This window comes from Niallia laureatilytica, assembly GCF_046613985.1.
GTDB lineage: Bacteria > Bacillota > Bacilli > Bacillales > Cytobacillaceae > Niallia.
In genome coordinates this window covers 64,746-90,587 of the sequence record NZ_JBKKHP010000001.1, presented here as the reverse complement: position 1 = coordinate 90,587, position 25,842 = coordinate 64,746, and the positions used below count along the sequence as shown (strand labels likewise).

Here is a 25,842-nt window from a genome sequence, read left to right as displayed (position 1 = left end):
ACTGCTTTTTAAATAAGTGTATGCTAAAATATATACAATTGAATAAAAAGCAAACCACAGGGGGAGCATGTATGCTGAGAGTGATCTTAAATGATCAGACCCTTAGAACCTGTTAGTTAATACTAGCGTAGGGATCGTGGCTAAAAGACAATTAGCTAAGTAGATAAGTTTATTCTTAACTTTTTTATGCGGAAAAAACACATTAATCTTACTTCATCTCCCCTTTGGTATGCATATATAACAAGGGGGATTTTTTTATGAAAAAAATGGGGTTAGTTGTTTTAATTGAAATCGCCATCTTCGCAGCCTTTGCACTAGTACTGGATTTGCTGCCATCGATACATCTTGGCGCAAGCGGCTCTATTTCCATCGCAATGGTGCCAATCTTTATCATTGCTTTCCGCTGGGGTTTTAAAGCAAGCGTTGCAGCCGGCTTTTTATGGGGGCTGCTGCAAATCGTCACAGGAGATTTACAAGCACTGGCTTTTTGGCAAGTTATTCTTGAGTACTTCCTTGCCTTTGCCTGCATCGGGCTTGCCGGGCTGTTCATGCCAGCTATTCAAAATAAATTTAAAAATGGTGAAAAAGGCGCCGCGTCACTATTAATGGTTGCCGGCATCCTTTTTGGAAGCTTTGTCCGTTATTTTTGGCACTTTCTTGCTGGCGTAACAATCTGGGCTCAATACGCACCAAAAGGTCAGTCAGCCTTTGCCTATTCACTCTTTTACAATGGAGTTCCATTCATCGGTGCATCCATACTATGTGCCATTGTCGTTGTTATTCTGCTTGGAGCAGCACCGCGATTAGTGCTCAATCGTCCTGCTGGGCGCACAGGGTATCATGCCGGAAATACAGAAGCTAAATAGTGGTTGGAGAGGAGTCCTAAAGAGGGCTCCTTTTTGGATGTAATATTCATTAAATATTCACAAAGTACACTAATTTGGTCATTTTGAAAACGTTAACAAATATATAAAATTAGCTTATATAAGAATAAAGGGAAATCTATAAAGATTATCTATATATTATCGAAGGAAATGATAATATCTATGATTTAGAAGACTTTTCGTTAAAAAGATCCTTTCCGATTCAAACAGACGCTGACTTAATGTTTGGCAGCCTGCTTGTCAAACCTTCAGAATAACACTTACAGAAAAATGGAAAAGGCTCTTCCTTTTGTCTGCTCTTTTTTCATGTTAGAATAAAAATATCTTTCTATTAAAATAGAAAAAATATGGCATCATTTGATATGCATCACAGGAGGAAGGTAATGGCAGAAATATCTTTTCAAGCACCAAAAAGGCCTAACAAGTATAAATTCTTGCTGGGACTAGCATTTGCTGTTCTATTGGTAGTGACGAGCATCTTCTTTATATTCTATCCATTTGCAAGCTCTAAAACGGCTGAATACTTTAATGGAGAAAACCCGATTATTTTAGATGGAAAACAGGCTGGCAATGCATTAATAGACAATGGGACTGCTTACTTGCCTTTGAGCTTCTGGCAAGAAAATATAGATGAGAGCATCACATATGATTCTGAAAGCAATTCGGTAATAGCGACAACAAAAGATAAAGTGGTTCAGTTTCCATCTGAATCTGTTTCGTATTTTGTAAATGATGAAACGGTGGATCTGCAGTTTCATCCAATAAAGGATGATAATGGGGAAGTTTATGTAGCAGTTGAACCGTTAATCGAGTTTTATCCGTACCAGTTTACCCAACTTAGTGAGGACACAAATGCCATTTTATTGGAGAAAGATGGTACGGAAAAAACAGCGGCAACTTTCAGCACTGAACAAGTGCGTGATGATTTTGCTAGGCTTCGTACAGAACCGACTCTTTTTTCTGCTTATACTGGTGAGCTGGAGCAAAAGGAAGCTGTAACGATTGAGAAGGAAGAGGGCGACTACTATTTTGTGCGTAAGAGCAATGGGGTTGCAGGTTATATTAAAAAAGACCTTGTTAATACAGAGGATACGATAACAGTTAAAGCTGAAGTAGAGGAAAAAACGCCTGCGCTGAAAAAAATAGACGGTCCAGTCAACCTTACATGGGAAGCTGTTTATTCTAAGAATCCAGACACTTCAAAAATTCCTAAAATGGATGGTGTTAATGTTGTGTCACCTACATGGTTTAAGCTGTCTGGCAACAAAGGAAATGTCAGCAATCTCGGCTCAGCGGATTACGTAAAATGGGCGCATAAGCAAGGCTATCAAGTATGGGGGTTATTCTCCAATGATTTTGACCCTCAAAAGACTCATGATGTCTTTAAAGACTTCAAGACGAGACAAAAAGTAATCAGGCAGCTCCTTGTATACAGTGAAATGTACAACCTTGACGGCATCAATATTGATATTGAGAATGTAAATGAAGAGGACGGCAAATATGTGACGCAGTTCGTAAGAGAAGCAACGCCTTACTTCCATGATGCAGGTTTAACAGTCTCGATGGATATCACATTCATTGCCGGCGGAAATTACTCTGCTTTCTTTGAAAGAGATCATCTATCTGAGATTGTCGACTATTTAGTTGTTATGGCATATGACGAGCATTGGGCAACCTCACCAACAGCCGGCAGTGTTGCAAGTCTTCCATGGGTGGAGAACAACCTGCAGACTTTGCTTGAGGAAGTGCCGAATAAAAAGCTAGTGTTAGGTGTGCCATTATATGCACGTTTATGGGAAGAGAAGGAAAACGGGGAAATCTCATCTGAGAGTCTCTCCATGGAAAAGGTGCAGGAATGGTTAGATACGTATAAAGTAAATCCAACGTATGATGAAGAAAGCGGCCAAAACTACGGCGAATACTATGATTCAAAAACAAAATCCACCTATAAAATTTGGCTGGAAGATGAATTGTCTTTATCTAAGCGTGCAAAGCTTGTAGAAGAGTATGATTTGGCAGGAATTGCGAGCTGGTCCCGCTACTTTGCAGACGAGTCAGCATGGGTAGCCATGGATTTAGAAGAAGACAACAGCAAATAAAGAAAAGCCCTTCTTGGTTATGCAAGAAGGGCTTTTTAGTATGCTGACAAAAACTTTTGGATTCGGTTTATCATGAAAGGGTGTGCTTTTGTCTTTTCATTTTCAAGTGGATGCAGTCAAGATTAGTCCGTTGCTTTATGTTAATGAAAGGACACAGTTTTAGGAGACGTTCAAGATAAGGAGGGTTCAAAAGCTAATTGTGTAAGATTGTAAAGAATTAGTGTCTCTGTATGGCTTTTTAAAATAAAGAATCTTTCACCCTTGCCGCTTTGCATATAGAAAAACATAAGCTAAACTAGTACATAATAGCAATTTAAGGAGGCTCCTACATGATTAAAGTGTATCCATTAGGAACAGGTGGTGCTTTTACAAAGCATTATCATAATAATTATATATTTGAACTAGGCGACAGAAAGCTTTTGGTTGATGCCGGTACGACGTTGCGCTTCAGTCTGCCTGCGGCTGGCTATAAAGAAACGGATGTAACAGATATTATGATTACCCATTTGCATGCAGATCATGTCGGGGGCTTGGAGGAGTTTGCGCAGCGCTGCATGTGGCTGTATAGTTATAAGCCAAACTTGTGGATTCGTGCAGAGCTAGCTGAAGGGATAGAGGATGTGCTGAAAGCTGGATTATTTACAGACGGTTTGCAGCTCAGCGATTATTTCCACGTGCATTACGAAAAGGATGGTTTTCAATTAGGCAATGACTATGAAATAGAGTTTATTAAAACAGATAATTTACATGCGAAAGATATGCTCTCAATGGGCTTTAAACTGTCTGACAAGAATGATAATGTTAATATCATTTATACAAGTGATATTGGCAAGCATGAGGAAGCTTTATTTGATAAACATTTTGATGAAAACACGAAAGCACTATTTCATGATATTTCCTTTATTCAAACACCGGTCCATTCCTATATAGATGATGTGATAGCTTATTATTCTGACAAGCTTGCGCTTCCATCTTTATACGGTATGCATTATGCTGATGACATTGATGCAGTAGAAATAGAGAAAAAATACGGAATACAAATGGTGAAGATACAGCAGCCCCTTGTGTTTCCATAAAATTTTCAAGCAGACATGTTCATACATGTCTGCTTATCTAATCAGCAGGGTTTATGATAGCGAGAACTTGATGATCCTCCCAGTTGCCATTAATTTTTACATTTTTTCTGGCAATACCTTCTTTATGAAATCCTGCCTTCTCTAATACTCGGATTGAGCCGATATTATGTGGCATTACCCCTGCTTCGATTCTATGAAGCTTAAGTCTTGTAAAGGAATATTCTACAACAAGCTTAACTGCTTCTGTTCCATAACCTTTGCCGTTATGAGCGTAATCGATAAAATACCCGATAAATGCACTTTGCAGTGAGCCTCTTACAACTTGAAACAAGCTGATTGTTCCAACGAGTCTCTGATTTTCATTTTCAAATATGCCGAATTGATAGTGAGTGTCTGCCTTCCATTTTTGTTCCCAATCAGCAATTAATTGCTGCTGTCTTAAAAGAGAATAATAGTGCTGATCCCGCTCCATTGAAAATCTCTCAAAAAAAGCTTTATTCTCATTCTGATACGTTAAAAGACTTTCTGCATCCTCTAAGGAAAATCGTCTTATATGTATATGTGTACTAGATAACATCCTTTCCACCACCTTACTACTAATATAACGCAAAAATCATATAGAAAGGGGGATTATTATCTAAAGTTTCTCACCTTATTGTACAGTGATAGCTAAACCACAAAAAAGAACTTTATGAAAGTAAAATCAGCCTAGAATACGAGTTAGTCAAATGGGGGAGAGTAAAGGATAAAGTTGGAAAGATTTGAGGCTGTTTTTTATGGATGAGAAAACAATACGACAAAAACGAAAAGAAGAACATATTGAGCTTGCTTTACAACAGAACTACTTGCCACACGCTGATTTTGATGATTTATTCTTGATTCACCGCTCCTTGCCGGAGACTGGAATAGAAGATATAAAGCTGCAGACCAAGATAGGTCCACTATCCCTCCCATATCCAATCTTTATTAATGCGATGACAGGCGGCAGTGAAAAGTCAGGCGAGATTAATGGAGCTCTTGCTGAAGCTTGCATGGAAACAGGGATTGCGATGGCAGTTGGTTCTCAGCATGCAGGCATCAGAAATGAAGCATTAGCACATACCTATAAAATTGTGAGAAAGAAAAATCCAAAGGGAATTGTGTTTGCCAATGTTGGTGGAGATGTTCCCATTGATTACGCACTTAAGGCAATAGACATGCTTGAAGCAGATGCACTGCAGGTTCATGTGAATGTGCCGCAAGAGCTTGTCATGCCAGAAGGAGAACGGGATTTCACTAATATACTTCTGCGGTTGGAAAAAATGGCGGCAAAATTGGATGTGCCCGTAATCGTGAAGGAGACAGGATTTGGCATGTGCACTGATACATTGTTGCAATTGAGTGATGCGGGAATTCAGTATGTCGATATAGGGGGCAGGGGTGGCACAAACTTTATCCATATTGAAAATGAGCGGAGAAGCAAACGTGATTTTGCTTATTTAAAGGAATGGGGCCAATCGGCTGCTGTATCTTTGCTGGAAGCACAGCCAGTATTAGGTAAGCTGACTATAATTGCTTCAGGAGGAATACGCAACCCCCTTGACGCAGTCAAATGCTTCTCTTTAGGAGCAGCTGCAGCTGGAATCGCCGGCCCGTTTTTAAAGATTCTTCATAATGAAGGTGTGGTAGGATTGATAGACGAACTGGAAGAGTGGAAAGAGCACTTAAAGACACTTCTAGTTCTGCAAGGAGCAAAATCTATTGCCAGCCTGCACAGCTGCCCCATTGTCGCAACTGGAAGGGTAAAAGAATGGAGTGAAGCAAGAGGGCATGATTGGCAAGGGTTAGCTAGAAGACGACCAAAATGACTGGGCTAATCCAAATATTAGCTCAGTAATATATCTTTTTTTACTTTTTTTAATAGCCCTTTCTTTTTCCTGCTATGTAAATATGATATTATCAATATTCAAGCACTAGTTTTTTGTTAATTTGGAGAAAGAGGAACAGCATGTTTGCAACTATATTTTGGACTATTTACATAGGCTTGCTGGGAACAGCAGCAATTGGATTTTTAATAAAGGGAAAATATAAGACAACCTTGTCAAAAATAGACTTTGCCCTTTCTGTCATAACATGGATAGGCTTATTTGGCTTTGTGACAGACACACAAATATGGACACCATTAATTTGGAAGATTGTGTTTTTTGTAGGGCTGGCATGGGAAATCTTATATGGGGTTTTTCTAAACGACCATTATGGCGAAGAGCCGGAGGAAGATGTACCGTTTATTATTGTCATCATTTTTTTTATTATATTTGTTGGCCCGTTATATTATGGGTTATACAGCTACGCATTTTAATATGGAAAATTTTAGAGAGAGTTGCATTGGCAGCTCTCTTTTTTATGGTAAAAAAGGAACTAATGTTCTATAATGGAAATAATTAACTATGGAGGTGAGGGGAATGAGACCGGAATTGTCATCAGAAATTACGGTTGCTTCTTTTCCAAGAGTATTACTGGCTGAAAACTGAATTGCAGCAGTTTTGCCGGACAAATGGGTTGAGTGCAGCTGGGTCTAAGCTTGAGTTGACAGAAAGAATAGAGGTGTTTCTACAAACAGGAGAAATCAGGAAGCCTGCAAGAACAAAATCGCCAAAAACGCAACGGGAAAGTTTATCATTAAATACTGTAATAACCGAAAACCATCGCTGCAGTCAACAGGTAAGAGCATTTTTCGTATCTGCAATAGGGAAAAAATTTCATTTTTCTACTTTTATGCAAAACTATTTTCGCAATAATGCAGGGAAAACATATCGAGATGCTGTCGCCGCATGGCATGAGGAGGAGGAACGGAAAAAGGATCCAAATTATAAGAGAGAAATTGCTCCTCCATTTGAATATAATCGGTTTATACGTGATTTTTTTGCAGATCCTAACAACAGAGGGAAAAGCCGCGATGAAGCGATTCAGGCATGGAATACGATTAAGAAACTGCCAGGCAGCAATGCATATAAACGTTAAAACACAAGTAAAAAACCATCCTAATGGGATGGCATTTATTTCAATCTCACAATTAAATCTTCGTATTTTGCTAGAATTATAGCTTTCGTGTAGGGGTTTTGAATTTCGGCGAGCCCGTTTCCATAATCAAAGAAGACAATATGAATTTTGCTTTTATAAATAACTTTCTGGCCAAATTTGATGTTGCATCCTCCTTTAGGTGCAGCTTGAAATAAAAACTTAGCATATAGAAAGATAGATGTAAACTCCAAAGGAGTTTCATGTATAAGTGCCGAATCAAAACAATATGGAAACAGTATGGAGAATTTCATCTTTAACGAGCATCCAAGTGAAGGAGGGAAAAAAAGTGGCAGCAGAGAAAATTCTTTTGCGGGAAATGGAGCGAAAAGACTGGCAAGCTGTTCATGAATATGCATCACAACATATCGTATGCAAATATCAGCCTTGGGGTCCTAATACAGAAGCAGAATCGGCTGCATTTGTTGATCAAGTACTGATAGATGCACAGCATCATTCGCGTACGAGATTTGTTTACAGTGTTTTTCTTCCGGATAGCCTCAAAGTAATAGGTGCCGGAGAATTAAACATCAGAGATATTTATCATCAAACTGGTGAAATTTCCTATATTATTCATCCTGATTATTGGGGCAAAGGATATGGAACAGAACTCGCCAAAAAGCTAATTGAGATTGGTTTTTCAACAAAAAACCTTCACCGAATTTACGCCACATGTGATCCAAGAAATATTGGATCAGCAAAGGTTTTAAAGAAATCAGGCATGACGGAGGAGGGAAGACTAAGGGAGGATATGCTGATACGTGATGGTTGGCGAGATTCATTGCTTTTCAGTATTCTAGAACATGAGTGGACTTAAAAGTAAACATAAAGTGATTTTAGTGTTGTTATTTATCATTATTGCCTTCATTCTTATGCTTGCCATTTTATGGCGGCAGGGAATTTTTATCCCAAATGAATTTCAGGCAAATAATTATTCAGTAAAGGGAATTGATGTTTCGGCTTACCAAGGGGATATCAACTGGCCTGTAATAGAGGAGCAAGCAATCGATTTTGCGTTTATAAAAGCGACAGAAGGCAGCTCTTTCGTGGATGAAAAATTCTCTGACAATTGGCTAGAAGCAAATAAAACAAGCCTGCGAGTTGGGGCATACCATTTTTTCAGCTATGACAGCAGTGGCAAAACACAGGCAGAAAATTTTATTAACACAGTCCCAAAAAAAAATGCTGCATTGCCGCCAGTGATTGATGTGGAGTTTTATGGAAATAATCACAAAAATCCTCCAAAGCGCAGTTATGTGGAACAAGAATTGCGTACGATGATTGAATTGCTTGAAGAGCATTACGGCCAACGAGTCATTCTGTATGCGACTCAAAAAGCATATAATCTTTATATAAAAAATGGTTTTAAAGATACAGATATTTGGATTCGCGATGTTTTTACAAATCCCTCTCTGGCAGATCATCGTCATTGGATTTTTTGGCAATACACAGATAAAGAAAAACTGGCTGGCTATAACGGTGAAGAAAAATTTATTGATATGAATGTATTTCATGGCAGTAGCCTTGAGTTTGAAGCATACGGAAAATAACGAAACAGAGCATTCTTGAAGTCAAGAATGCTCTGTTTTGCTATTGCTTACCGTTCTTAATCAATTCAGCTATATGAACGACACGCTGTGCTTGTACTTTTGCCGCTTTTTTAAACACTTCTTTGTCACCGACAATCTGGTTGTTCTGGTCTACAGTAACGCTTGTTCCATACGGATTGCCGCCTGCTGCATACAAGGATTGGTCTGTGTATCCTGGTGTGGCGACAATTGCACCCCAATGATACATAGTTGTATACAGACTAAGAATGGTAGCTTCCTGTCCACCATGTGGATTTTGGGCTGAAGTCATCCCGCTGACCACTTTATTTACCGTCTTGCCGTGGAACCAAATTCCTCCTGTTGTATCTAAAAACTGTTTCATTTGTGCTGCCATATTGCCAAAGCGTGTTGGCGTGCTGAAGATAATAGCATCAGACTTTTCAATTACCTCAGGTGTGACAACAGGAATATCCTTAGTTTCTTCAATATGTGCTTTCCAAGCTGGATTTCCTTCGATCACACTTTGGGGAGCAAGCTCTTCAACACGGTAAATCGTTACTTCCGCACCGCTTTCTTTGCCGCCTTCAGCAGCCCATTGTGCAAGCTGATAATTTGTACCTGTTGAGCTGTAGTAAACAATAGCAAGTTTAACTGTCATTGAAAATTCCTCCTATTCATTATTTATGTTCAAAATGGATACTTGCGGAATTTCGTCTGCACAGAGATCCATTTCGTCACCGTAAATTCTTCCGCAATCCATTCATTTCCGAAGCGTCCCATACCGCTTGCTTTTGTACCGCCGAATGGCACAGTAGGACTATCGTTTACGGTTTGGTCATTTATATGAGTCATGCCGCTTTCAATTGCCAAGCCAAGTTCTCTGCCACGTTCAAGATCATTTGTAAAGATGGCTGAGCTTAGTCCGTATTCTGTGTCATTCGCTAGTTCAATGGCGTGTTCATCTGAATCTGCCTTAATAATCGTCGAAATCGGGGCAAATAATTCTGATTGTGCCAATTTGCTTCTGTTATCGACATCAATAAACACAAATGGTGTTAAAAGATTACCGATTCTTTCACCTTCCAGAGCCAATTGGCAGCCTTCGTTTTTAGCTTCTTCAATAATAGCCATCGCTTTATCTGCTTGCTTTTCATTGATGAGCGGTCCAATGATGGTTTTTGGGTCTTGTGGGTCACCATATGGAATCTGCTTAACTCGGTCTATATACTTTTGCACGAACTCTTCATAAAGATCCTTATGAATGATTAACCGATTTATAATCATGCATATTTGTCCTTGATGAATGAATTTACCGAAAATAGCTGCATCAACAGCTCTATCGATATCTGCATCTGCTAAAACGATAAATGGATTGTTTCCGCCAAGCTCTAAAGCAACTCGTTTTAACATACTGCCTGCTATTTTACCAATATGTTTGCCGACAGGTGTTGATCCCGTAAAGCTGATTAAACCAGAATCTTTACTTGTCAGCATCTCATCGCCCAGCTCTTCTAAGTCTGACTGGATGACCTGCAGTACGCCTTTTGGCAGTCCGGCAATCTCAAAAGCGCGAGCGATGATAGAGCCTCCGGCAAGGCCTGTCTGCACATCTGGCTTATGAACAACAGCATTTCCGAGGGCTAAAGCTGGTGCGATTGTTCGCATCGATAAATTCATCGGAAAGTTAAACGGCGAAATAGAGGTAATAACACCTAATGGCAGCCTGTACACATAGTTTTTTTTCCCTTCGGTTGTTTCTGCCATCTCTCGTTTTTGATGAATCTTGTCTACAAGATCAAACGAAGCCTCTAAGTAGTTAAGACTCAAGTCAAATTCTACATTTGCTTTAATCGAACTTCCGCCTGTCTCCTTTGAAATAATGGAGACAATTTCTTCTCTGTTATCACGCAAAAATTCACTTGCCTTTTTAAGGACGGCAAGTCTTTCTTCAGGTGTTCTATTGCCCCAGTCTTTTTGCGCTTTAACGCTTGAAGTAAATGCAGCATGGAGCTGGTCGGCAGTTGCCAAACTAAACGAAGTGATAAGCGATTGATCATATGGGTTTTTATCCTCGAATGTTCGGCCTGTTTTTCCTTCTGTCCATACGCCATCAATAAAACTTTTGTTTAGCTCTTCAAAATGTTCCAAGATATACACCTCTGATTAAAATATAGTCTTGTCCTAGTCTTGCTGAGTTTCATCCATATTATTCTACCCGATGAAATTTCCGGCAAACGTTAACGGGTTTTGTATAACAGACATGATAATAAGGCATGGTAAATAAAAAAGCCCCAGACTTAAGCTGGGAGCAGTTCATTACAGGCCGTTATCTATTTTTTTTAATAAATACATTAACTGATTTCTTTCCTCATCTGTTAAGTTTTTAGTTAATTCCTTATTTAGCTGGTCTAAAACAAATTGTATATGTGGATATACATCAATAGCTTTTTTTGTGGGGTAAAGTTCATTTGCACGCCGGTCTTTTCTGGCCGTTTCCTTAATAATGTAGCCAGCTTTTTCTAATTGGTGGACAGAACGAGCGGTTGTCGCTTTATCGAATTTCAGCTTAGATGTAAGTTCGTCTTGGTTTATCCCAGGTTTTTGAATGATCCATTTCAAGAACGCATATTGTCCGCCATTGCCGATTTGATATTGTTTAAATGCTTTGAGCAAATATTTTTGGTTTTGTCTGTGAATGACAGATATTAATCTTCCTAAAGGTGCTTCCTTCAATTTCGTCAACTCGCTTATATTTTATCAAGTCAATTGCTTAAGCTTTTTGATTAGTTTACAATAAAATTGTTGCGTGCGCAACTAATGAATAGAGGTGATGATGTTGGCAACAGTTCAAGCTGGAGCAAATGGTCATGAAAAACGCTGGACGATATTAATTATTTTAAATTTGTTTACCTTTATGGCAACATTGGATGGCAGTATCGTAAATATTGCTCTTCCAACTGTTTCAAAAGAGCTTTCCTTGCCCCTTGCGCAATCTCAATGGATTGTCAGCAGTTATTTAATGATGATTTGTACGGCGATATTGTTCTTTGGAAAGCTGGGGGATATATTTGGCAAAATAAAAATCTTTCGAATCGGGTCAATTATTTTCATTATCGGGTCATTTCTTTGTGGATTTAGTCATTCTTTAGGATTTTTGATTTTTTCCCGTGTAGTACAGGCCATTGGCGCTGCGATGACGATGGCGAATAATCAGGGGATAGTCACAGAAGTGTTTCCTCCAAGAGAAAGGGGCAAAGCGTTAGGCTTAATAGGGACCTTTGTGTCATTGGGAAGCATTGCAGGACCAAGCCTTGGCGGCATTATATTATCTAGTTTAGGCTGGGAATATATTTTTTGGCTTAATGTGCCGATTGGCATTATTGCGATTATGATTGCCTGGAAGCTCCTGCCAAAGGACGTGACGACTACAAAAGTGAAGATCGATGTTCCTGGAAGCCTCTTGTTTGCCTTTGCGATATTATTTCTGTTTTCAAGTCTTCTGTTAGGTCAGCAATATGGTTATGCTAATATTTTTATTATTTTATCTGTTTTGATAGGGATTATTTTGTTTATCCTGTTTGTTCTCGTTGAAAGAAGGACGGAAAACCCCATGCTGTCCTTTTCCCTATTTAAGAATTCTCTGTTTACGATCAGCATCGTTTGTGGATTTCTCGTGTTTGTTGCTAATTTTTGCTTCAATATACTTGCACCATTTTATACACAAGATATTTTAGGACTATCACCATTGCATGCAGGCTATATTTTAATGCTGTTTCCGATTGCAATGGCAGTTGTTGCACCGTTTAGCGGAGCTCTTTCTGATAAGATTGGCGGGCAAATAATAACCTTTGCTGGGTTGATTTTAATGATAATCGCCCAGATAGGGTTAACATTTCTTCATGAAGGCAGCAGTATTCTCACATTATCGATACTAATTGTTTTGCTTGGAGCAAGCACAGGCTTATTTCAATCTCCTAACAATTCATTAGTCATGTCTACAGTTGATCGAAAACAGCTCGGAATTGCTGGCAGTATAAATTCACTCGTGAGAAATTTAGGAATGGTCGTCGGTATTTCTGTCGCAACAAGCACTTTGTTTTCTGTGATGAGCTTGCATGCAGGCTACCGAGTGACAGCATTGATTCCTGACAGGCCTGACATATTTCTAGCAGGCATGCATGTCGTGTTTATCGGATCAAGTATTCTGTGCTTCATAGGGGCAATTCTTACAGGACTTCGATTTTATTCATCCAGAAAAGGGATGAAGAGAAGGGAAAATACCGCATAAAAAAGCACTTGATTCGTTATCCGAATCAAGTGCTTTTTATTGCATGGTGAAGTTTTGATTATGTAATGGACAGTCCTAAAAGATTTGGACAATTTCTTGCATACCAATTGCGCCATCTTCAGTTTTTAAACCGATACTGCCATGTGTCTTTAGCAAAACAGCTATCCTGCCTAAGATGGCACCGTATGTTTTAATAACTTAACCCTGAACACCTAAATTTTAACTTCCGACGTGTATTCGTCTTTATAAAAAAATAAAAAAGCTAATAAACACACTGATTTTAAATTCCAATTTAGGTGAACAAACTACATGCCAATTTTATATATTAGTAGTGTAGAGATTAATTAGATAAAACGACATAAGGGGAGAGAATAAATGGCATGTCATTTTTGTACAGGGCATGATAAGGCAAACGGAGGCACTTGCAGCAAATGCGGCCATTGGTATTGCTGGAATTGCTCTGACTTATCAAGAGGAAACAGCCCAAGATGCCCTTCTTGTGGGAATACAGCACCTCAGGCAAGACAAATATCATGGGGTGTTTACAGAAATAGTTAAAGAGTGTCAAGAGCCTTGCAAACAGGCTCTTTTTTTATAGGCGAGTACAGAGAATAAAGCAAATTACTATAAAAATTCTATAATGAAATAAACCTATAATGCAAAAAAATGACAAATAATTACATATATGCAATAATAAACAAACGGGAATTTTTTAATGTGAATGGAGGTGAACAAAAATGAATGAGAAAGATGTTTGGGGCATGAGATCCGTTATATTAACGGCTATCTTAGTTGCAGCAGCCTTTGTAATATTTATCCTGCCTCGAGTTTTTGAGTTAGGGACAGTAGTCCTTTTATATCTTTTGATATTGGTCGGATTTGTTGTATCGTTTATTTTTGGTTTATTAAGTAAAAAATCTTTTAAGGTTTTTAGTTTAATAGCGAACACTGTTCTGTTTTTAGGGTTAGGAGTAGTTACCTTCTTCCTAGCACTTGCCTATGGAATTTCGGAGCCTTAATAAAAGAAGCTCCCTAACAAAAGCTAATTACTCTCTGTTAGGGGAGCATCTTAAGTCAGTTTAACGATTAATTACAGGAACTTTATATTCGGGAAAGACTTTATACCAATACAATGTTTTATCAATATTTGGATGAAAGACATGCTTTAAAGTATCAATACCGCCAAGTTCCATTCCTTGTTTTATGTAAAATTTACAGGCTAGCAGGTTATCATCCTGTGCCTCAAGAGAAATTCCCCGTAAGCTCATTTGTATTGCCCATTGTTCTGCTGTTGCAAACAATGTTTTACCAACCCCATTTTTTCGATAATCTTTGCACACTGCAATATTCTCAATATAGCAGAACTTATTCCAATCTTTAATTAGACGGATTTGCCCGATATATTCATCACCTATAAAGGCAAGAAAGATTATTTTATTCTCTTTGTTTATATAATCATCCCATTCAAGGTTATCATCAGGAAATTTTGTATATGACGTATGTTCATACAGCTCTTCTTCATAAGTCCATTTACCATTATTAAATGAGGGAATCAGCCGACCGATGATGGAGAATGGTTCATTTGTTTTATTTATGATGCTTATATGTTCTCGCTGAAATGGCTTCACAGTAATTTGCGTTTTTTCCAAGTATGTTACCGCCCTTCAAGAATAATATATCATTATCATAGCATGACGCATAAAAAATGTAATTATTGTTCGAATACTTAGGTAATTTTTGTAAAAAAAAGACACCGATTTAATGACTGGTGTCTCTTGATACGATTAAACTGGTTTTTTCGCTTCTTTCATAAATACAACTGCCTGATTTCTTCCTTGTGCTTTTGCTTGATACAATGCGGCATCTGCATTTAAGATTAGCTGGTGCAGACTTGTTTTGCTTGTTTCACCGGAGCTGATACCGACACTGATTGTCAGCGGAAGACTGCCGCCAAATTCAAGCTCCATTGCTTGGTCTTGCATTGCAAGAACAAGCTGATCTGCAATCGTTTTAGCTTGGTTATGGGACGTATTTGGCAGAAAAACAATGAATTCTTCACCGCCATAGCGGCCGATAATTCCACTGTTATGACATATATTATGAATAATGTTGGCTACAAAAATAATTGCTTTATCGCCAGTCATATGACCATATGTGTCATTAACATTTTTAAAATGATCAATATCAATTAAGAACAGGGAAGAGCTGTCATTCAGGCTTGCTGTTATTTGATAAAGGTCTGTTATTTGCTCAAAGAAATACTTCCGATTATAAAGATTAGTCAGATGATCAAACATGGCGGAAACTTTCAAATTCTGATAGTTTTCTAGCTTTGTAAGAATATGCTGAAAATGATCGGCGAACGATTCGGTAATGATGTTAGCTTCGAATTTCTGAAGTTCTCCTTCTTGCTCGTTAAATACAACAAACAATCCTTCCTTTTTAGCAGCCTTTATCGGAATCGAGATTAAGGAGTGAATATCATTTTGAATGCCAAAAGGGTTATTACGGATATTTGTCATAAATTGAGGATTATCCATAAACTCTTCTGAAACAGTCCATTTGTCTGTTTTTATGGCATTTCCCTTATGTGCATAAACACTCCAGCCTTCTTCTTCCCGTTCTAAAAATAAAGCATTTTCGTATTTTGTCACATCTTGCAATACGGTCAGCCCGCTCTCAATAAGGGCTGGTGTTTCTTCCATCGCTTCCATATTTTTATAAGAGTTGTGGAGCATCGACTGAATATAGTATTTTTTTGTTTCTTGTTCTTTTTCAAGGCTGATTCTTTTGATTTTGTCAGCAAGACCAAGAGAAAGAATAAACACCTCTACTAGTGCGCCAATTTTTGGAGCAATAAGTGTAAAATGATTGAGCGGCAGGATTTTATAGGCAGCCAGCAGGTTTAGGACAACCCCTAAAACGAGCAGACCCCATGCTGCAAAATAATATTTAGCTTCTCTTGAATGAGCCCTCACGATTATTGCAACAGCAATAATATAAAAGACAAAAATCGTCGCCACAACCGTGCTAATCATCGTTGATAGCGATGGAGCAAACATTAGCGGAGCAAGCAGTGACAAACAGAAAACAGCAAGAATCCAATTGGTCAGCTTATACAGCCAAAGAGCAGCTGTTTTCACCTGCAGGAAATGTTTGGTGAATTGCAGGGCAAATAATGACGTGAATATGATAAAAAAGGAATTAGACCTCAATGCCCACCATGGGGAATCTCCCCACAAGAATTGATATGCATAACCATCCCAAATCAACTGCATAACCGTAAAGCCAATGACAAAGAAAATATAATATAAGTACGTTTTTTCTTTTAATGAAAAGAATAGAAAAGTATTATAAATGATCATTGCGATCATTACTCCAAAATAAATGCCGTTTGCGGTTTGGGTAAAATAATTATCAGTTGAAAAAGAGATAGGGTCCCATAAGACAATCGGTGCTTGAAAGAAAGTGTCTGTCTTTATTTTCAGAAAATAAACTTGTTCACCATCTTTCTCCAAAGTGATAGGAAATAACAAATTTTTATGCTTAATTTTCCGATCATTGAAAGGTAGACTGTAGCCAATTGTGTCTTCTTCTATCAGCTTGCCTGCTACTTCTCTGTACAAAGTAACAGAGCTGAGATGTGGTTTTTTAATTTCAAGAAGAAGTTCCTTTTCACTTGAAGACATATTAGTCAGAGGAAGCTTTATCCAGTAGCTTGCTGAGCTGATGTTACCGGAAGGGTTGGCTTCGGAAAATGGACGGAACTCATCCTGTTTATCTACTATACTATTAGGAGCGATTTTATCGGAATAATCAATATAAATGCTAGTCTTGTTTGTTGCATTTAGTTCGTTCAGGCTGTTCCCTATCTTAATCTCAGCAGCTGATACAAGGTGTGCAGATGCCGTCCATACAGCAATAAATAACAGCAGGAACAGAAGACGACTCTGAAAGAATACTTTCATAAAATAACTCCTCTAATGTAAATTAGTAGTATAATTATACCATGATTTTCTAAACTCTCTACCAGTGGAGGAAAAAAATGAAAAGTAAATTATATAGTAAACTTGTAAAAGACTTCCAAACAGGTGATATCATTTTGTTTAATGGCAAATATCCTATCAGCAAGCTAGTGGAAGAATTAGAGCATAGCAAGTGGTCCCATGTAGGCATGGTTGTAAGGCCCGATCCTGAGGGAGAGGTGTATTTCTTTGAATCTACTGCATTAACAAACTTAGAAGATGTTCTTGAGCATGATCATAAAACCGGTCCTAAGCTAGTTAAGCTGATTGATCGCCTGAAGACATACGGAGCGGATCTAGTCCCTTATGTACCACCGGTTTATGCAGTTCGTTCTCTAAAAAAACATAGTGCTGTTAACATGGACAAATTATATACGTACATAAAGGAAGTGCACGGCATACCGAACCCATCTGAATGGAAGATGATTGAAGAAGTAATCGAAGGAAGAATCTTCTCTATCCATAGTAGAAGCAAAGATTATACTTGCAGCAAGCTGATTGGGGAAACGCTGGAGGTTCTCGGTCTTTCTAAACCAAAAATGCCGCTGAACGGCCTTATGCCGATGGATTTTTCTACTGATAGTCATATTAAACAGCTTTCCGCTCTATGGGAAGAGGAAATCTACATCGAACTTGAAAAAGAAGAGGCTGTCGGCTAAATCCAAAAAAGCTGGCGTTAACCGCCAGCTTTAAAAATGTATTTTCACCCCTTTTTTTGCACTCTCCACTGCACCAAAGACCATCTTCATGCTTTTTATGTTATCTCGGCAATCTGTTTCTGCATTTCTGCCGTTCTCAATGGAAGCAAACATTTCATCAAGACAGCCCCAATGCCCTTCACGAGCTGTCCAGCTGCCTTCATAATTCTTTCTTTCTACTGGATAAATGAAGCTGTCTTCGTTTGAGGTGTTTTTTATTTCTGCATAGAGACTGGTTGTTCCGTCCCATGCTGCACTGCCGCTGCTACCAGTAGCCCGCCAGTCAGATTCCCAGGAGGTGTTAAGTCCCTCTGCACACCAAGAGCCATTATAAGTGAATACAGAGCCGTCATTCATTTCAAAAATGCAGACAGCAGATGCGTTTCCTTTATACCAAGAGCCCTTCGGATTGTATTCATGACAATACACAGAAACAGGGTCTGCCTGCAGAAGGAAGCGTGCTTGATCGAATGTATGGATAGCCATATCCACAATGAGAGGGCTATCCATGATTTCTCGGAAACCGCCAAAATGAGGTCCAAGGAAAAAGTTCGCATGCAAAGAACCTATGTCACCAATCATACCAGAAGCAAGGAGCTCGCCAAAGGCGCGGATTTGCCGGTTATAACGACGGTTTTGCATAACACTGTAGCTCTTTCCAGTCTCCATAGCACAATCAACTAACCGTTGCGCATCCTCAACGGTTTCTGCCATTGGTTTTTCACCAAATACATGACAGCCCGCCTTTAATGCAGCCGAAACAATAAAGGGGTGAGCTGCTGGAATGGTAACATCAAATACAAGGTTTGCTCCAGTGTTTTTGATTGCCTCATTAATATCCGTAAAAACTGGTACTTCTAAATCGAATTTTTCTGCTAAAGTTAACGCCGTTTCTGCATGTAAATCAACAAGTCCTGCTATTACTGCATTCTCGCGCTGCAAAGCATATTCTAACCAAGTATGGGACATGCTGCCGCAGCCGGCAATAATGATTTTATGAGTAGCCAAATGTATCACCTCTATCAGTTTGTTAAGCGTTTTCATATATAGTTATTATAATGTATTCTTCTTCATCATTAAATAGAATTCATTTAAGACCAGGGATAGTTCAATAAGATTTTTTAAAGTTGGCTATACTAACGGCAAAATGATTCAAGGGGGCTTTACGATGCCGAAGAAACATGAAGCTGACAAGGAAGACGCAGCGGCTGAAACAGAATCGAAAGTAGTAGCACTGCATAAAGAGGAGCATAAGGATAAAATAGCGGAGCTTAATCGATTACTAGCGGCAGTGATGACCTACATCTCCGATGATGAAGTAGAAGAAATCGATGTGTCTTATTTACTTGATAATACAAAAGGCTTAAAAGAGTGGTGGGATGAATATAAGGAAAGCAACAGAAAAGTCGTGGAAGAAGAAATCAAAAAGTCCCTCAATAAGCTATCATTGAAGGAATTGGAGCAGATTCGTGAACAAATAAAGGAAAAAAATGAGTAAAGCTTCCGAATGCGGGAGCTTTTTTCTATGCTGAACTTTACAATTTTTAGAAAATATAATTGTACTGCGTTTCTCGGATTGGTAAAATTGGAATACAATCTCATTATAAATGGTAACAGGGTAGTAAACTCAACTAAAAACTAAAAATTATTAACGTAGGCTCAGACTTCAGGAGCCTTTTTTTCATGTTCCTATTTTTATAGAGGGGTGTTTGTACAAATGAAACTAGCTGAAAAGCAATATGAACGAAATAATCTAGCTTTTTCGATTAGAACAGCAGAAGAAAAGGATGCAGCAAGCTTATCAAATTTGCGGCTGCAGATTGACGGAGAAACGGAAAATATGGATAGAGAAAAGGGAGAGGCCTTTTTGGATGAAGCAGCATTTAAGAAAGTGATAAATGAGGATACTATTGCGAATAACAGCTTGTTTTTGGTTGCTGAGACGGCTGGTAGGCTTGTCGGTTTTTCAAGATGCGAGGGCGGCGCGCTTAAAAGAACAACCCATCGTGCTGATTTTGGGATCTGTGTGTTAAAGGAATTTTGGGGTTGCGGAATTGGCACACTTTTATTGAAGAGCACAATCGAGTGGGCTGATAGCATCCCATTAAAAAAGCTATCATTGTCTGTACTTGAGACAAATCAGAAAGCGATCAGCATGTATACGAAGCACGGCTTTGAAGTAGAAGGAATATTAAAGAATGATAAACGATTAGCTGATGGACGTTTTTACAGCACAATTGTCATGGGCAGACATCACAATATAGAAAGTTAAATGATATAAGGAGTGATGTTAAATGGGAGTAATATTTGGTGCTCGCAACTCAACATTAAAGTATCGGTACCGTAAAGCTGTATATGCAGTCATAATTAAAGATGGAAGCTTGCTTACAGTTATAAATCCTCGCGGTCATTATTTCCTGCCTGGTGGGGGAACAAGAGAGGGTGAAACGAATCTGCAGTGTTTAGAAAGAGAGCTGCTGGAGGAAACTGGCTTTACAATAGCAAATGCTCAATACATCGGACGTGCTGATATGTATTTTCTTTCTCCAAGTGGTGCTCCTATCCATAATGACGGGCACTTTTATTATGCTGCTCTGACTGCACAAAAGAAAAAACCACTTGAACAGGATTATACTACTAAATGGCTTGATATCGAAGATTGTGAGAAATATCTGCATCATGCCCATCATGTGTGGGCTGTTAAAAAGTTTGGAAATGGTTTTAAAGCGAATGGAAATAAAAGCTGCTTTTAGATTAAATATTTTCTGGTTATATATGAATATTATGGTATAGAATTGGTTTCCCAGCAAATACTAATGCTACCGAACTAAATTTCTCAAGTGTTTTGAAGGAGCATAAAACAGATGAAAAATGATCTATTGACCTCTGTCGAACTTGGAGCATTATGGACAACCTACCATAAGAAAACAATGATTTTACGGATTTTAGAGCATCTTATCCAGCATGCTGAAGACAATAAGGCGAAAAGCTTGATGTCCGGGTTATACGAAAAGCTGGAAAAGAAAGTAGAAGAAATGGAAATCATGATTAAAGACGGCGGTGCTGCTCTACCAAGCGGCTTTACTAAAGAAGATATCAATGAACATGCACCTGCTCTTTTCACGAATGGTTTTGATGTAATGTTTTGCCGGATATTAAAGGAGATTAGCATGGGGATGTATGTTCTTCATACAACCATTTCCTATCGAGATGAAATAATCAACTTTTACAGAGAGTTGACGGAATTAACGCATATGTATTACCGGCATTTCACTGATTACTTGCTGGCCAAGGAGTTTTTGCAGCTGCCAACTACAATTAAAATGCCAAATTCCGTTGATTTCATCAGTGATACGTCCTATATGAAAGGAACGAATCTTCTCGGCCAAAAAAGACAGTTAAACACAGTGGAGTATGGACTGCTGCATCATTCTGTTGAAACAAATCTGTTTGGTATGCAGCTGATGAAAGCATTTGCTCAATGTTCTACAGATAGAGAAGCAAAACAATATTTTACTAAAGGTCAGCAGTTATCAGAAGAAATTCTGCAAGGAACAGAAAAAATATTAGTGGAAAACAATATCCCTTCTCCAACATTACCTGGCGGGCTACTAACTTCTTCAACAGAAGCACCGTTTTCTGAAAGACTGATGCTATATTGTACATATTTATTAGGCGGGTTCAGCATTGGCGGGCAAGGTTTCAGCTCTGCATTTATCCTGCGAAATGACGTTATTGCCAAGTCTGCAATCTTTGCAAAGGATGCATTTGAGTATACGATGGAGGGTGCCAAACTGATGATGGAAAAAGGATGGATGGAAGAACCTCCTAAAATGGAGCTTTAATAAAGTTGAATATAAAAAAGGCTATCTTCCATATTAGAAGATAGCCTTATTCCATTATATGAAGTTGTTAGCGAATTACGTTGCCAGATTGACCAGCCAATTGTGATTGAGCTGTTGCAACAAGACGTTTTGTAATTTCTCCACCAACAGAACCATTGGCACGAGCTACTGTTTCAGCGCCAAGTTGAACACCAAACTCTTGTGCAATCTCATACTTCATTTGTTCTAGTGCGGACTCAGCACCAGGTACAAGAAGATTGTTGCTGCTATTACCATTACTGCGATTTGCCATTGTGATTCACCTCCTTGACTATATCATGTACGGTTTTTGAAGGAAGCATGTATAATAAATTCTGGAAGAATATTAGCTATAAAGACTGTTTTTATGATGTTAAAGGAATCTTAAAAAACAATATCAAAAAGATAATAATAACAGCTGAGAGAAGATAGCTTACCAACGGCCGTAGATGATGGAGACGAAGCATTACATACATAACCGTGTAAAAAAGTATTTCCATCCACGCCTTATAGCCGTTTATTAATTCAATACGATTAAAATATAGAAAAAGTGATTCAATTACTAATGAACCAGCAATCCATTGTAAAATATATTTAATTTGTCTGAAGTATCCTCTTTTATTAGGGTAATTAGCCAAGAATAAAAGCGTTATGGACGGCAGATTTATAAAACTGTGCAAGATGTCAACAAGAACAGGATAATCATGAAAGAAATCAGGATTGTATTTCCATAGGAGCTTGTCTGCGCAAAGTAGATTATATAATAAGTCACAGATGATAACATACAGGATGGTAAGATGATAGTGGTGGATTTTCTTCCAATCTTTTCTGAAAAAGCAGATTGATATAAGAATAATGGATAGCAGAAGATGCATATGAAAACTCCCATCACCTATAAAAAATCAGGTCTTAATCTTTTATCTACTTGAATATATTTTCATTAATCAGCACTAATTATTCATAAGTCAGTTATCTATATTTGATTCAAGTAAAAAAAGGAAATGGTATGTTACTGTCGAATTATTTATTGGGTACGTAATGTACATAGAATAAATTTTTTGATGAAAGAAAGTTGGTGGATGATGACCAGCCATATGCTCCGCAAAAGAAAATCAGAAGAGCAATTGCAAAGATTATCTGTGCCTGTTAATAAGCACCTGCCCTATGTCGAGGCAGAGCAATATACAGAAGTTCGTACTAAAGAAGAGATTGTAGACCGCATAATTCCTTTGACTATAGCCGCTGCTAAGGCACTGGGAGCACCTGATGATTTTTTGGAGGAAACAACGGAAGAATTTCAGGCTGCTGCTTTGTTTACAAACGAAGAACGTCAGTTTATGATGGCAGCGATCTTGCCAGAGCAAGCTAAAATTAATTTTTCTTGGAAGCTTGAATGTATTTGGATTTTGATGTGGTCCATTGATCTCGTTCCGGAATTAGGAATGCCTGATCAAACATGTGATGTAGATCTGGTGTTGGAAATGATCCTGGAAAGCTCGCGGACAGAGCTTCTTCATAAGGCCGAACTTAAACCAAAGAGTATGATATTGGATGAGATTGATTTTATTTATCGTGCTCATTGGGCAGTCCGTGATGCACAGCTAAACGGAACCGAAATTCCTGCTGTCTTTGATGAGGGAGTTGTTTATGAAAGGCATTATGCCTTAAACTGGCTTGTTCATTACATGGATCAAACATGGGATGAGATAAGCACAGATACATAAAATCCAGCTGTCTAAATGACAGCTGGATTTTTCCGCTGCCACTCCTGAGACTTAAGGCGTTAGAATAGGTATAAATGATAGCGTTTTCTCGAACGTTTTTTTCTTAATTGAATACTATTTTTTAAAGGACTTGTACGTAAACAGCTCGTCTATTTTTAGCAGAGGAGGAAAAAATGTGTGAAAGGATATGGTTATAATATAGCTTCTATATTAATGATGGGGGTTGGGCCTTTAATTGCAAAGTTTGGCTTGCAAACCATTTCAGCTAGTGCTGCTGCATTTATTAATGCATGCACAATTGTAATTGCGAGTTTTATTTGGGGAATGCTTCGTAAAGAACCAGTTAAGTTTTATGTTTCAAAAGATATGACCTTGTTGTCTGTCTGCAATGTGCTCGGTGTCTTATTTATGTATGTGAGCTTAAGTTTGCTTTCACCTGTACAAGTCGGTTTTCTGGGCCGATTTTACACAGTATTTGCTGTTTTACTTTCATTTGTTTTGTTAAGAGAAAAAATCTCAAAAACAGAATGGATGCTCGTTCTCCTTGCTGTTGCCGGAACCTTCCTGTTTATTACACCTAAAGACAGCGGAAGTCTGTCAGTTGCAGGAGTCATTTGCGCTCTCCTGTATACGTTCTTCTTTGCTTTATGCAATGTCCTTATAAAATGGCGAATGGAGAAAGGCAGGAATTCTAACTCGATTCTGTTTACAAACAGCCTGTGGACATTTTTTCTTCTTGCACTCTATCTGCTGATTTTTCCTGTAAGCTGGCAAGTGTCTGCTCAAAGTGTTTCTCTTACCGCTGCAGCTTCTCTGATGACAGGGTTTTTAGGAACCTTGTTTTTATATGAGGCATTGAAGCGAATCCGTTTTTCCATTGCAAACATCATGAGAGCTGCCAGTCCAGTTATTCTCGCAATCGTTTCTTATCCATTCTTTCCTGTTCCTTTAACTTCACTAAATATATTAGGAGCGGTCATTCTTTTAGCTTCCATCATTCTTATTGGTATTACAGACTATAAAAAACGCAGACTCAAAAGTTTAGTGGAATAATCCGAGGAGAACTAAATGATAAAAATCATCCAAAATCAACCTAATCTAATCATAGTTGCACATGAGATTTATGGAATAAATGAGCATATAAAATCGTTTTGTGAGCAGGTAGCACAAGCAGGATTTGATGTCGTATGTCCTAATCTGTTGAAAGAACCGCTAGCTTTTTCTTATTCGGAGGAAAAGGAAGCATATCACCATTTCCATACTAACTGCAGCTTTTTAAATAGTAGAGCAAGTTTATGTAAACTTGCTTCAGAAAATAGAAGGGAATATAAGCAGATTTTTATCGTCGGCTTTAGTGTTGGTGCGACGGCCGCATGGTTAGCCTCCTCGAGCACTGCAGACATTGATGGAGCGGTGTGCCTTTATGGATCGAGAATTAGAGACTATACAGAACTTGTGCCTAAATGTCCTGTTTTGCTAGTTTTTCCGGAAGAAGAACAGTCGTTTGATGTTACTAGCTTGATGGATATTTTAGTAAAAAAAGAAGTAAAGCAGGTTAAGTTGACTGGAAAGCACGGTTTTTGTGATCCGTTTTCTAAAAGTTTCAATATAGATAGTGCGAAAACTGCTTGGAGTCATATGCTTGCCTTTTTTCGTTCTAACTAAAATTGTATAAGGATAATTTTTCCTAGTGTAAAAAACTTCATTTTAGACGATATAAATATAGATAACATAAGAACAATGCCTTGAACTATTGTTATCACTATTGTGTTTTTGCCTTAAAAGAACGGGGACTAACGTTTCTTTTAAGGTTTTTTGACGTAATATATTAAAATAATATTATGATTACATAAATTGGTGGCTGCAAGCGAACAATATCGGTAAAAAGGAGGGTGAATATGAGTAAAAACGAGGATACAACGAGCGAAGGATTGAATCAAATTTTTGAAATTATCAATGCTAAAGGTGATATTGGAGAAATTAAAAAAATTCTCGCAGACTCCAACGAAGAGGAGAATTCTAATCCCGAATAACTTGTATCGCTGCTGCTGCATTCCGACTGGGATGTGGTTTTTGTTTTATTTGCACGGAATATAAAAAAGATGGTGTTTATAAGATAGTTAATTAATCTGTCTCTTATTACATAAAATTATGGTTTTTTATAGAGGTTTTGCAGCAGCTATGGTACGATTTGGCAAGGAGTAAGTACCATTATTTATTAGGAGTTATTCATTTATGTTCTATTCCATGCTGATGTTTATTATTGCAGGCTTGGCAGAAATTGGCGGCGGCTATCTCATTTGGCTATGGTTAAGGGAAGGCAAGCCCCTTTCCTTCGGCTTGATTGGAGCGATAGCACTTATACTTTACGGCGTTATTGCCACCTTTCAAACATTTCCGTCCTTCGGCAAGGTTTATGCGGCTTACGGCGGAGTGTTTATTATTCTGTCTGTGCTCTGGGGATGGGGTGTCGATAAAAAAACACCCGATTTTTATGATTGGATTGGTGCCTGTATCTGTCTGCTAGGTGCTGGTATCATTTTGTTTGCACCACGTTCCTAAAAAATGCAGCTTCCCA

General features: G+C 38.3%; 29 protein-coding genes, 1 pseudogene and 1 riboswitch. Of the genes and pseudogenes, 21 read left to right on the top strand and 9 right to left on the bottom strand.

Annotated features, from left to right (window positions below):
* The first annotated feature begins 49 nt into the window (after nucleotides 1–49).
* Nucleotides 50–152, top strand: a riboswitch (TPP riboswitch).
* Nucleotides 153–257: 105 nt separating this feature from the next.
* The 3 genes from thiT (at nucleotide 258) to ACLIJJ_RS00455 (ending at nucleotide 4,059) form a co-directional block, all read left to right on the top strand.
* A complete protein-coding gene (gene thiT / locus ACLIJJ_RS00465; RefSeq protein ID WP_411410420.1) occupies nucleotides 258–866 on the top strand; it encodes an energy-coupled thiamine transporter ThiT in 609 nt (202 codons plus the stop codon).
* A gap of 401 nt (nucleotides 867–1,267) precedes the next feature.
* Nucleotides 1,268–2,983 (top strand): glycosyl hydrolase family 18 protein, encoded by a 1,716-nt coding sequence (locus ACLIJJ_RS00460; protein ID WP_411410419.1) that lies wholly within the window; start codon nucleotides 1,268–1,270, stop codon nucleotides 2,981–2,983.
* 329 nt (nucleotides 2,984–3,312) lie between these two features.
* Nucleotides 3,313–4,059 (top strand): MBL fold metallo-hydrolase, encoded by a 747-nt coding sequence (locus tag ACLIJJ_RS00455; RefSeq protein WP_411410418.1) that lies wholly within the window; start codon nucleotides 3,313–3,315, stop codon nucleotides 4,057–4,059.
* Nucleotides 4,060–4,096: 37 nt separating this feature from the next.
* Here ACLIJJ_RS00455 and ACLIJJ_RS00450 read toward each other — a convergent pair whose 3' ends face one another.
* Nucleotides 4,097–4,636 (bottom strand): GNAT family N-acetyltransferase, encoded by a 540-nt coding sequence (locus tag ACLIJJ_RS00450; RefSeq protein WP_237941460.1) that lies wholly within the window; start codon nucleotides 4,634–4,636, stop codon nucleotides 4,097–4,099.
* 199 nt (nucleotides 4,637–4,835) lie between these two features.
* On the opposite strand from ACLIJJ_RS00450, the gene fni reads away from it, so the two are divergent.
* The 5 genes and pseudogenes from fni (at nucleotide 4,836) to ACLIJJ_RS00425 (ending at nucleotide 8,666) form a co-directional block, all read left to right on the top strand.
* A complete protein-coding gene (gene fni / locus ACLIJJ_RS00445; protein ID WP_341076962.1) occupies nucleotides 4,836–5,906 on the top strand; it encodes a type 2 isopentenyl-diphosphate Delta-isomerase in 1,071 nt (356 codons plus the stop codon).
* Between the two features lie 140 nt (nucleotides 5,907–6,046).
* Nucleotides 6,047–6,397 (top strand): hypothetical protein, encoded by a 351-nt coding sequence (locus ACLIJJ_RS00440; protein ID WP_233313783.1) that lies wholly within the window; start codon nucleotides 6,047–6,049, stop codon nucleotides 6,395–6,397.
* Between the two features lie 103 nt (nucleotides 6,398–6,500).
* Nucleotides 6,501–7,059: pseudogene (locus ACLIJJ_RS00435) on the top strand (DUF6434 domain-containing protein).
* Nucleotides 7,060–7,327: 268 nt separating this feature from the next.
* On the top strand, nucleotides 7,328–7,933 hold the full coding sequence (locus ACLIJJ_RS00430; RefSeq protein ID WP_341076954.1) for a GNAT family N-acetyltransferase: 606 nt from the start codon (nucleotides 7,328–7,330) through the stop codon (nucleotides 7,931–7,933).
* Nucleotides 7,934–7,988: 55 nt separating this feature from the next.
* Nucleotides 7,989–8,666: a glycoside hydrolase family 25 protein gene (locus ACLIJJ_RS00425; protein WP_411410618.1), complete on the top strand. Its 678-nt coding sequence runs from the start codon at nucleotides 7,989–7,991 to the stop codon at nucleotides 8,664–8,666.
* Between the two features lie 40 nt (nucleotides 8,667–8,706).
* On the opposite strand, the gene wrbA is transcribed toward ACLIJJ_RS00425, so the two are convergent.
* The 3 genes from wrbA to ACLIJJ_RS00410 form a co-directional block, all read right to left on the bottom strand.
* Nucleotides 8,707–9,324 carry an NAD(P)H:quinone oxidoreductase gene (wrbA, locus tag ACLIJJ_RS00420; RefSeq protein ID WP_233313785.1) on the bottom strand — a complete coding sequence of 206 codons (618 nt, stop codon included), beginning with the start codon at nucleotides 9,322–9,324 and terminating at the stop codon, nucleotides 8,707–8,709.
* A 29-nt stretch (nucleotides 9,325–9,353) separates the two neighbouring features.
* Nucleotides 9,354–10,814, bottom strand: coding sequence for an aldehyde dehydrogenase family protein (locus ACLIJJ_RS00415; protein ID WP_341076949.1), 1,461 nt, complete (start codon nucleotides 10,812–10,814; stop codon nucleotides 9,354–9,356).
* Nucleotides 10,815–10,982: 168 nt separating this feature from the next.
* Complete coding sequence (locus ACLIJJ_RS00410) at nucleotides 10,983–11,408, bottom strand: MarR family winged helix-turn-helix transcriptional regulator (RefSeq protein ID WP_411410417.1); 426 nt, start codon at nucleotides 11,406–11,408, stop codon at nucleotides 10,983–10,985.
* 88 nt (nucleotides 11,409–11,496) lie between these two features.
* On the opposite strand from ACLIJJ_RS00410, the gene ACLIJJ_RS00405 reads away from it, so the two are divergent.
* The 3 genes from ACLIJJ_RS00405 to ACLIJJ_RS00395 all read left to right on the top strand — a co-directional run bounded on the left by ACLIJJ_RS00405 (nucleotide 11,497) and on the right by ACLIJJ_RS00395 (nucleotide 13,973).
* Nucleotides 11,497–12,954 (top strand): MFS transporter, encoded by a 1,458-nt coding sequence (locus ACLIJJ_RS00405; RefSeq protein ID WP_341079491.1) that lies wholly within the window; start codon nucleotides 11,497–11,499, stop codon nucleotides 12,952–12,954.
* 400 nt (nucleotides 12,955–13,354) lie between these two features.
* Nucleotides 13,355–13,552: a hypothetical protein gene (locus tag ACLIJJ_RS00400; RefSeq protein WP_341076945.1), complete on the top strand. Its 198-nt coding sequence runs from the start codon at nucleotides 13,355–13,357 to the stop codon at nucleotides 13,550–13,552.
* 139 nt (nucleotides 13,553–13,691) lie between these two features.
* Nucleotides 13,692–13,973, top strand: coding sequence for a hypothetical protein (locus tag ACLIJJ_RS00395; RefSeq protein WP_233313790.1), 282 nt, complete (start codon nucleotides 13,692–13,694; stop codon nucleotides 13,971–13,973).
* 60 nt (nucleotides 13,974–14,033) lie between these two features.
* Here ACLIJJ_RS00395 and ACLIJJ_RS00390 read toward each other — a convergent pair whose 3' ends face one another.
* A complete protein-coding gene (locus tag ACLIJJ_RS00390) occupies nucleotides 14,034–14,603 on the bottom strand; it encodes a GNAT family N-acetyltransferase (RefSeq protein WP_411410416.1) in 570 nt (189 codons plus the stop codon).
* A 135-nt stretch (nucleotides 14,604–14,738) separates the two neighbouring features.
* Nucleotides 14,739–16,922: a diguanylate cyclase gene (locus ACLIJJ_RS00385; RefSeq protein WP_411410415.1), complete on the bottom strand. Its 2,184-nt coding sequence runs from the start codon at nucleotides 16,920–16,922 to the stop codon at nucleotides 14,739–14,741.
* Nucleotides 16,923–16,999: 77 nt separating this feature from the next.
* Here ACLIJJ_RS00385 and ACLIJJ_RS00380 point away from each other — a divergent pair, with 77 nt between their 5' ends.
* Nucleotides 17,000–17,638, top strand: coding sequence for a C40 family peptidase (locus ACLIJJ_RS00380; protein ID WP_237941451.1), 639 nt, complete (start codon nucleotides 17,000–17,002; stop codon nucleotides 17,636–17,638).
* Nucleotides 17,639–17,668: 30 nt separating this feature from the next.
* On the opposite strand, the gene ACLIJJ_RS00375 is transcribed toward ACLIJJ_RS00380, so the two are convergent.
* Complete coding sequence (locus ACLIJJ_RS00375) at nucleotides 17,669–18,721, bottom strand: Gfo/Idh/MocA family protein (RefSeq protein ID WP_237941450.1); 1,053 nt, start codon at nucleotides 18,719–18,721, stop codon at nucleotides 17,669–17,671.
* A gap of 124 nt (nucleotides 18,722–18,845) precedes the next feature.
* Here ACLIJJ_RS00375 and ACLIJJ_RS00370 point away from each other — a divergent pair, with 124 nt between their 5' ends.
* The 4 genes from ACLIJJ_RS00370 (at nucleotide 18,846) to ACLIJJ_RS00355 (ending at nucleotide 21,522) form a co-directional block, all read left to right on the top strand.
* Nucleotides 18,846–19,175 carry a hypothetical protein gene (locus tag ACLIJJ_RS00370; protein ID WP_233313795.1) on the top strand — a complete coding sequence of 110 codons (330 nt, stop codon included), beginning with the start codon at nucleotides 18,846–18,848 and terminating at the stop codon, nucleotides 19,173–19,175.
* Between the two features lie 219 nt (nucleotides 19,176–19,394).
* Nucleotides 19,395–19,949, top strand: a complete 555-nt coding sequence (locus ACLIJJ_RS00365; RefSeq protein WP_411410414.1) for a GNAT family N-acetyltransferase — start codon at nucleotides 19,395–19,397, stop codon at nucleotides 19,947–19,949.
* Nucleotides 19,950–19,971: 22 nt separating this feature from the next.
* Nucleotides 19,972–20,430 (top strand): NUDIX domain-containing protein, encoded by a 459-nt coding sequence (locus ACLIJJ_RS00360; RefSeq protein ID WP_233313797.1) that lies wholly within the window; start codon nucleotides 19,972–19,974, stop codon nucleotides 20,428–20,430.
* 111 nt (nucleotides 20,431–20,541) lie between these two features.
* The gene (locus ACLIJJ_RS00355; protein ID WP_233313798.1) at nucleotides 20,542–21,522 is read left to right on the top strand and encodes a DUF3231 family protein; all 981 of its coding nucleotides are present in this window, start codon (nucleotides 20,542–20,544) and stop codon (nucleotides 21,520–21,522) included.
* 67 nt (nucleotides 21,523–21,589) lie between these two features.
* Here the strand turns inward: ACLIJJ_RS00355 and ACLIJJ_RS00350 are convergent, their stop codons facing one another.
* Nucleotides 21,590–21,814 carry an alpha/beta-type small acid-soluble spore protein gene (locus ACLIJJ_RS00350; protein ID WP_233313799.1) on the bottom strand — a complete coding sequence of 75 codons (225 nt, stop codon included), beginning with the start codon at nucleotides 21,812–21,814 and terminating at the stop codon, nucleotides 21,590–21,592.
* A 91-nt stretch (nucleotides 21,815–21,905) separates the two neighbouring features.
* Complete coding sequence (locus ACLIJJ_RS00345; protein ID WP_233313800.1) at nucleotides 21,906–22,415, bottom strand: CBO0543 family protein; 510 nt, start codon at nucleotides 22,413–22,415, stop codon at nucleotides 21,906–21,908.
* 186 nt (nucleotides 22,416–22,601) lie between these two features.
* Here ACLIJJ_RS00345 and ACLIJJ_RS00340 point away from each other — a divergent pair, with 186 nt between their 5' ends.
* The 5 genes from ACLIJJ_RS00340 to ACLIJJ_RS00320 all read left to right on the top strand — a co-directional run bounded on the left by ACLIJJ_RS00340 (nucleotide 22,602) and on the right by ACLIJJ_RS00320 (nucleotide 25,826).
* Nucleotides 22,602–23,264, top strand: a complete 663-nt coding sequence (locus ACLIJJ_RS00340) for a DUF4272 domain-containing protein (RefSeq protein WP_411410617.1) — start codon at nucleotides 22,602–22,604, stop codon at nucleotides 23,262–23,264.
* A 177-nt stretch (nucleotides 23,265–23,441) separates the two neighbouring features.
* Nucleotides 23,442–24,317: a DMT family transporter gene (locus ACLIJJ_RS00335; RefSeq protein WP_233313802.1), complete on the top strand. Its 876-nt coding sequence runs from the start codon at nucleotides 23,442–23,444 to the stop codon at nucleotides 24,315–24,317.
* A 15-nt stretch (nucleotides 24,318–24,332) separates the two neighbouring features.
* A complete protein-coding gene (locus tag ACLIJJ_RS00330) occupies nucleotides 24,333–24,929 on the top strand; it encodes a dienelactone hydrolase family protein (RefSeq protein WP_411410413.1) in 597 nt (198 codons plus the stop codon).
* A gap of 233 nt (nucleotides 24,930–25,162) precedes the next feature.
* Nucleotides 25,163–25,297, top strand: coding sequence for a hypothetical protein (locus ACLIJJ_RS00325; RefSeq protein WP_267913278.1), 135 nt, complete (start codon nucleotides 25,163–25,165; stop codon nucleotides 25,295–25,297).
* 202 nt (nucleotides 25,298–25,499) lie between these two features.
* Complete coding sequence (locus ACLIJJ_RS00320; protein WP_251646024.1) at nucleotides 25,500–25,826, top strand: YnfA family protein; 327 nt, start codon at nucleotides 25,500–25,502, stop codon at nucleotides 25,824–25,826.
* The last annotated feature ends 16 nt before the right edge of the window (nucleotides 25,827–25,842 follow it).

Coding starts and splice junctions, on each gene's coding strand:
- thiT (WP_411410420.1), top strand. CDS start 258: ATGAAAAAAATGGGGTTAGTTGTTTTAATTGAAATCGCCATCTTCGCA.
- ACLIJJ_RS00460 (WP_411410419.1), top strand. CDS start 1,268: ATGGCAGAAATATCTTTTCAAGCACCAAAAAGGCCTAACAAGTATAAA.
- ACLIJJ_RS00455 (WP_411410418.1), top strand. CDS start 3,313: ATGATTAAAGTGTATCCATTAGGAACAGGTGGTGCTTTTACAAAGCAT.
- ACLIJJ_RS00450 (WP_237941460.1), bottom strand. CDS start 4,636: ATGTTATCTAGTACACATATACATATAAGACGATTTTCCTTAGAGGAT.
- fni (WP_341076962.1), top strand. CDS start 4,836: ATGGATGAGAAAACAATACGACAAAAACGAAAAGAAGAACATATTGAG.
- ACLIJJ_RS00440 (WP_233313783.1), top strand. CDS start 6,047: ATGTTTGCAACTATATTTTGGACTATTTACATAGGCTTGCTGGGAACA.
- ACLIJJ_RS00425 (WP_411410618.1), top strand. CDS start 7,989: ATGCTTGCCATTTTATGGCGGCAGGGAATTTTTATCCCAAATGAATTT.
- wrbA (WP_233313785.1), bottom strand. CDS start 9,324: ATGACAGTTAAACTTGCTATTGTTTACTACAGCTCAACAGGTACAAAT.
- ACLIJJ_RS00405 (WP_341079491.1), top strand. CDS start 11,497: ATGATGTTGGCAACAGTTCAAGCTGGAGCAAATGGTCATGAAAAACGC.
- ACLIJJ_RS00400 (WP_341076945.1), top strand. CDS start 13,355: ATGATAAGGCAAACGGAGGCACTTGCAGCAAATGCGGCCATTGGTATT.
- ACLIJJ_RS00395 (WP_233313790.1), top strand. CDS start 13,692: ATGAATGAGAAAGATGTTTGGGGCATGAGATCCGTTATATTAACGGCT.
- ACLIJJ_RS00385 (WP_411410415.1), bottom strand. CDS start 16,922: ATGAAAGTATTCTTTCAGAGTCGTCTTCTGTTCCTGCTGTTATTTATT.
- ACLIJJ_RS00380 (WP_237941451.1), top strand. CDS start 17,000: ATGAAAAGTAAATTATATAGTAAACTTGTAAAAGACTTCCAAACAGGT.
- ACLIJJ_RS00375 (WP_237941450.1), bottom strand. CDS start 18,721: ATGAAAACGCTTAACAAACTGATAGAGGTGATACATTTGGCTACTCAT.
- ACLIJJ_RS00370 (WP_233313795.1), top strand. CDS start 18,846: ATGCCGAAGAAACATGAAGCTGACAAGGAAGACGCAGCGGCTGAAACA.
- ACLIJJ_RS00365 (WP_411410414.1), top strand. CDS start 19,395: ATGAAACTAGCTGAAAAGCAATATGAACGAAATAATCTAGCTTTTTCG.
- ACLIJJ_RS00360 (WP_233313797.1), top strand. CDS start 19,972: ATGGGAGTAATATTTGGTGCTCGCAACTCAACATTAAAGTATCGGTAC.
- ACLIJJ_RS00355 (WP_233313798.1), top strand. CDS start 20,542: ATGAAAAATGATCTATTGACCTCTGTCGAACTTGGAGCATTATGGACA.
- ACLIJJ_RS00350 (WP_233313799.1), bottom strand. CDS start 21,814: ATGGCAAATCGCAGTAATGGTAATAGCAGCAACAATCTTCTTGTACCT.
- ACLIJJ_RS00345 (WP_233313800.1), bottom strand. CDS start 22,415: ATGCATCTTCTGCTATCCATTATTCTTATATCAATCTGCTTTTTCAGA.
- ACLIJJ_RS00340 (WP_411410617.1), top strand. CDS start 22,602: ATGAAAGAAAGTTGGTGGATGATGACCAGCCATATGCTCCGCAAAAGA.
- ACLIJJ_RS00330 (WP_411410413.1), top strand. CDS start 24,333: ATGATAAAAATCATCCAAAATCAACCTAATCTAATCATAGTTGCACAT.
- ACLIJJ_RS00325 (WP_267913278.1), top strand. CDS start 25,163: ATGAGTAAAAACGAGGATACAACGAGCGAAGGATTGAATCAAATTTTT.
- ACLIJJ_RS00320 (WP_251646024.1), top strand. CDS start 25,500: ATGTTCTATTCCATGCTGATGTTTATTATTGCAGGCTTGGCAGAAATT.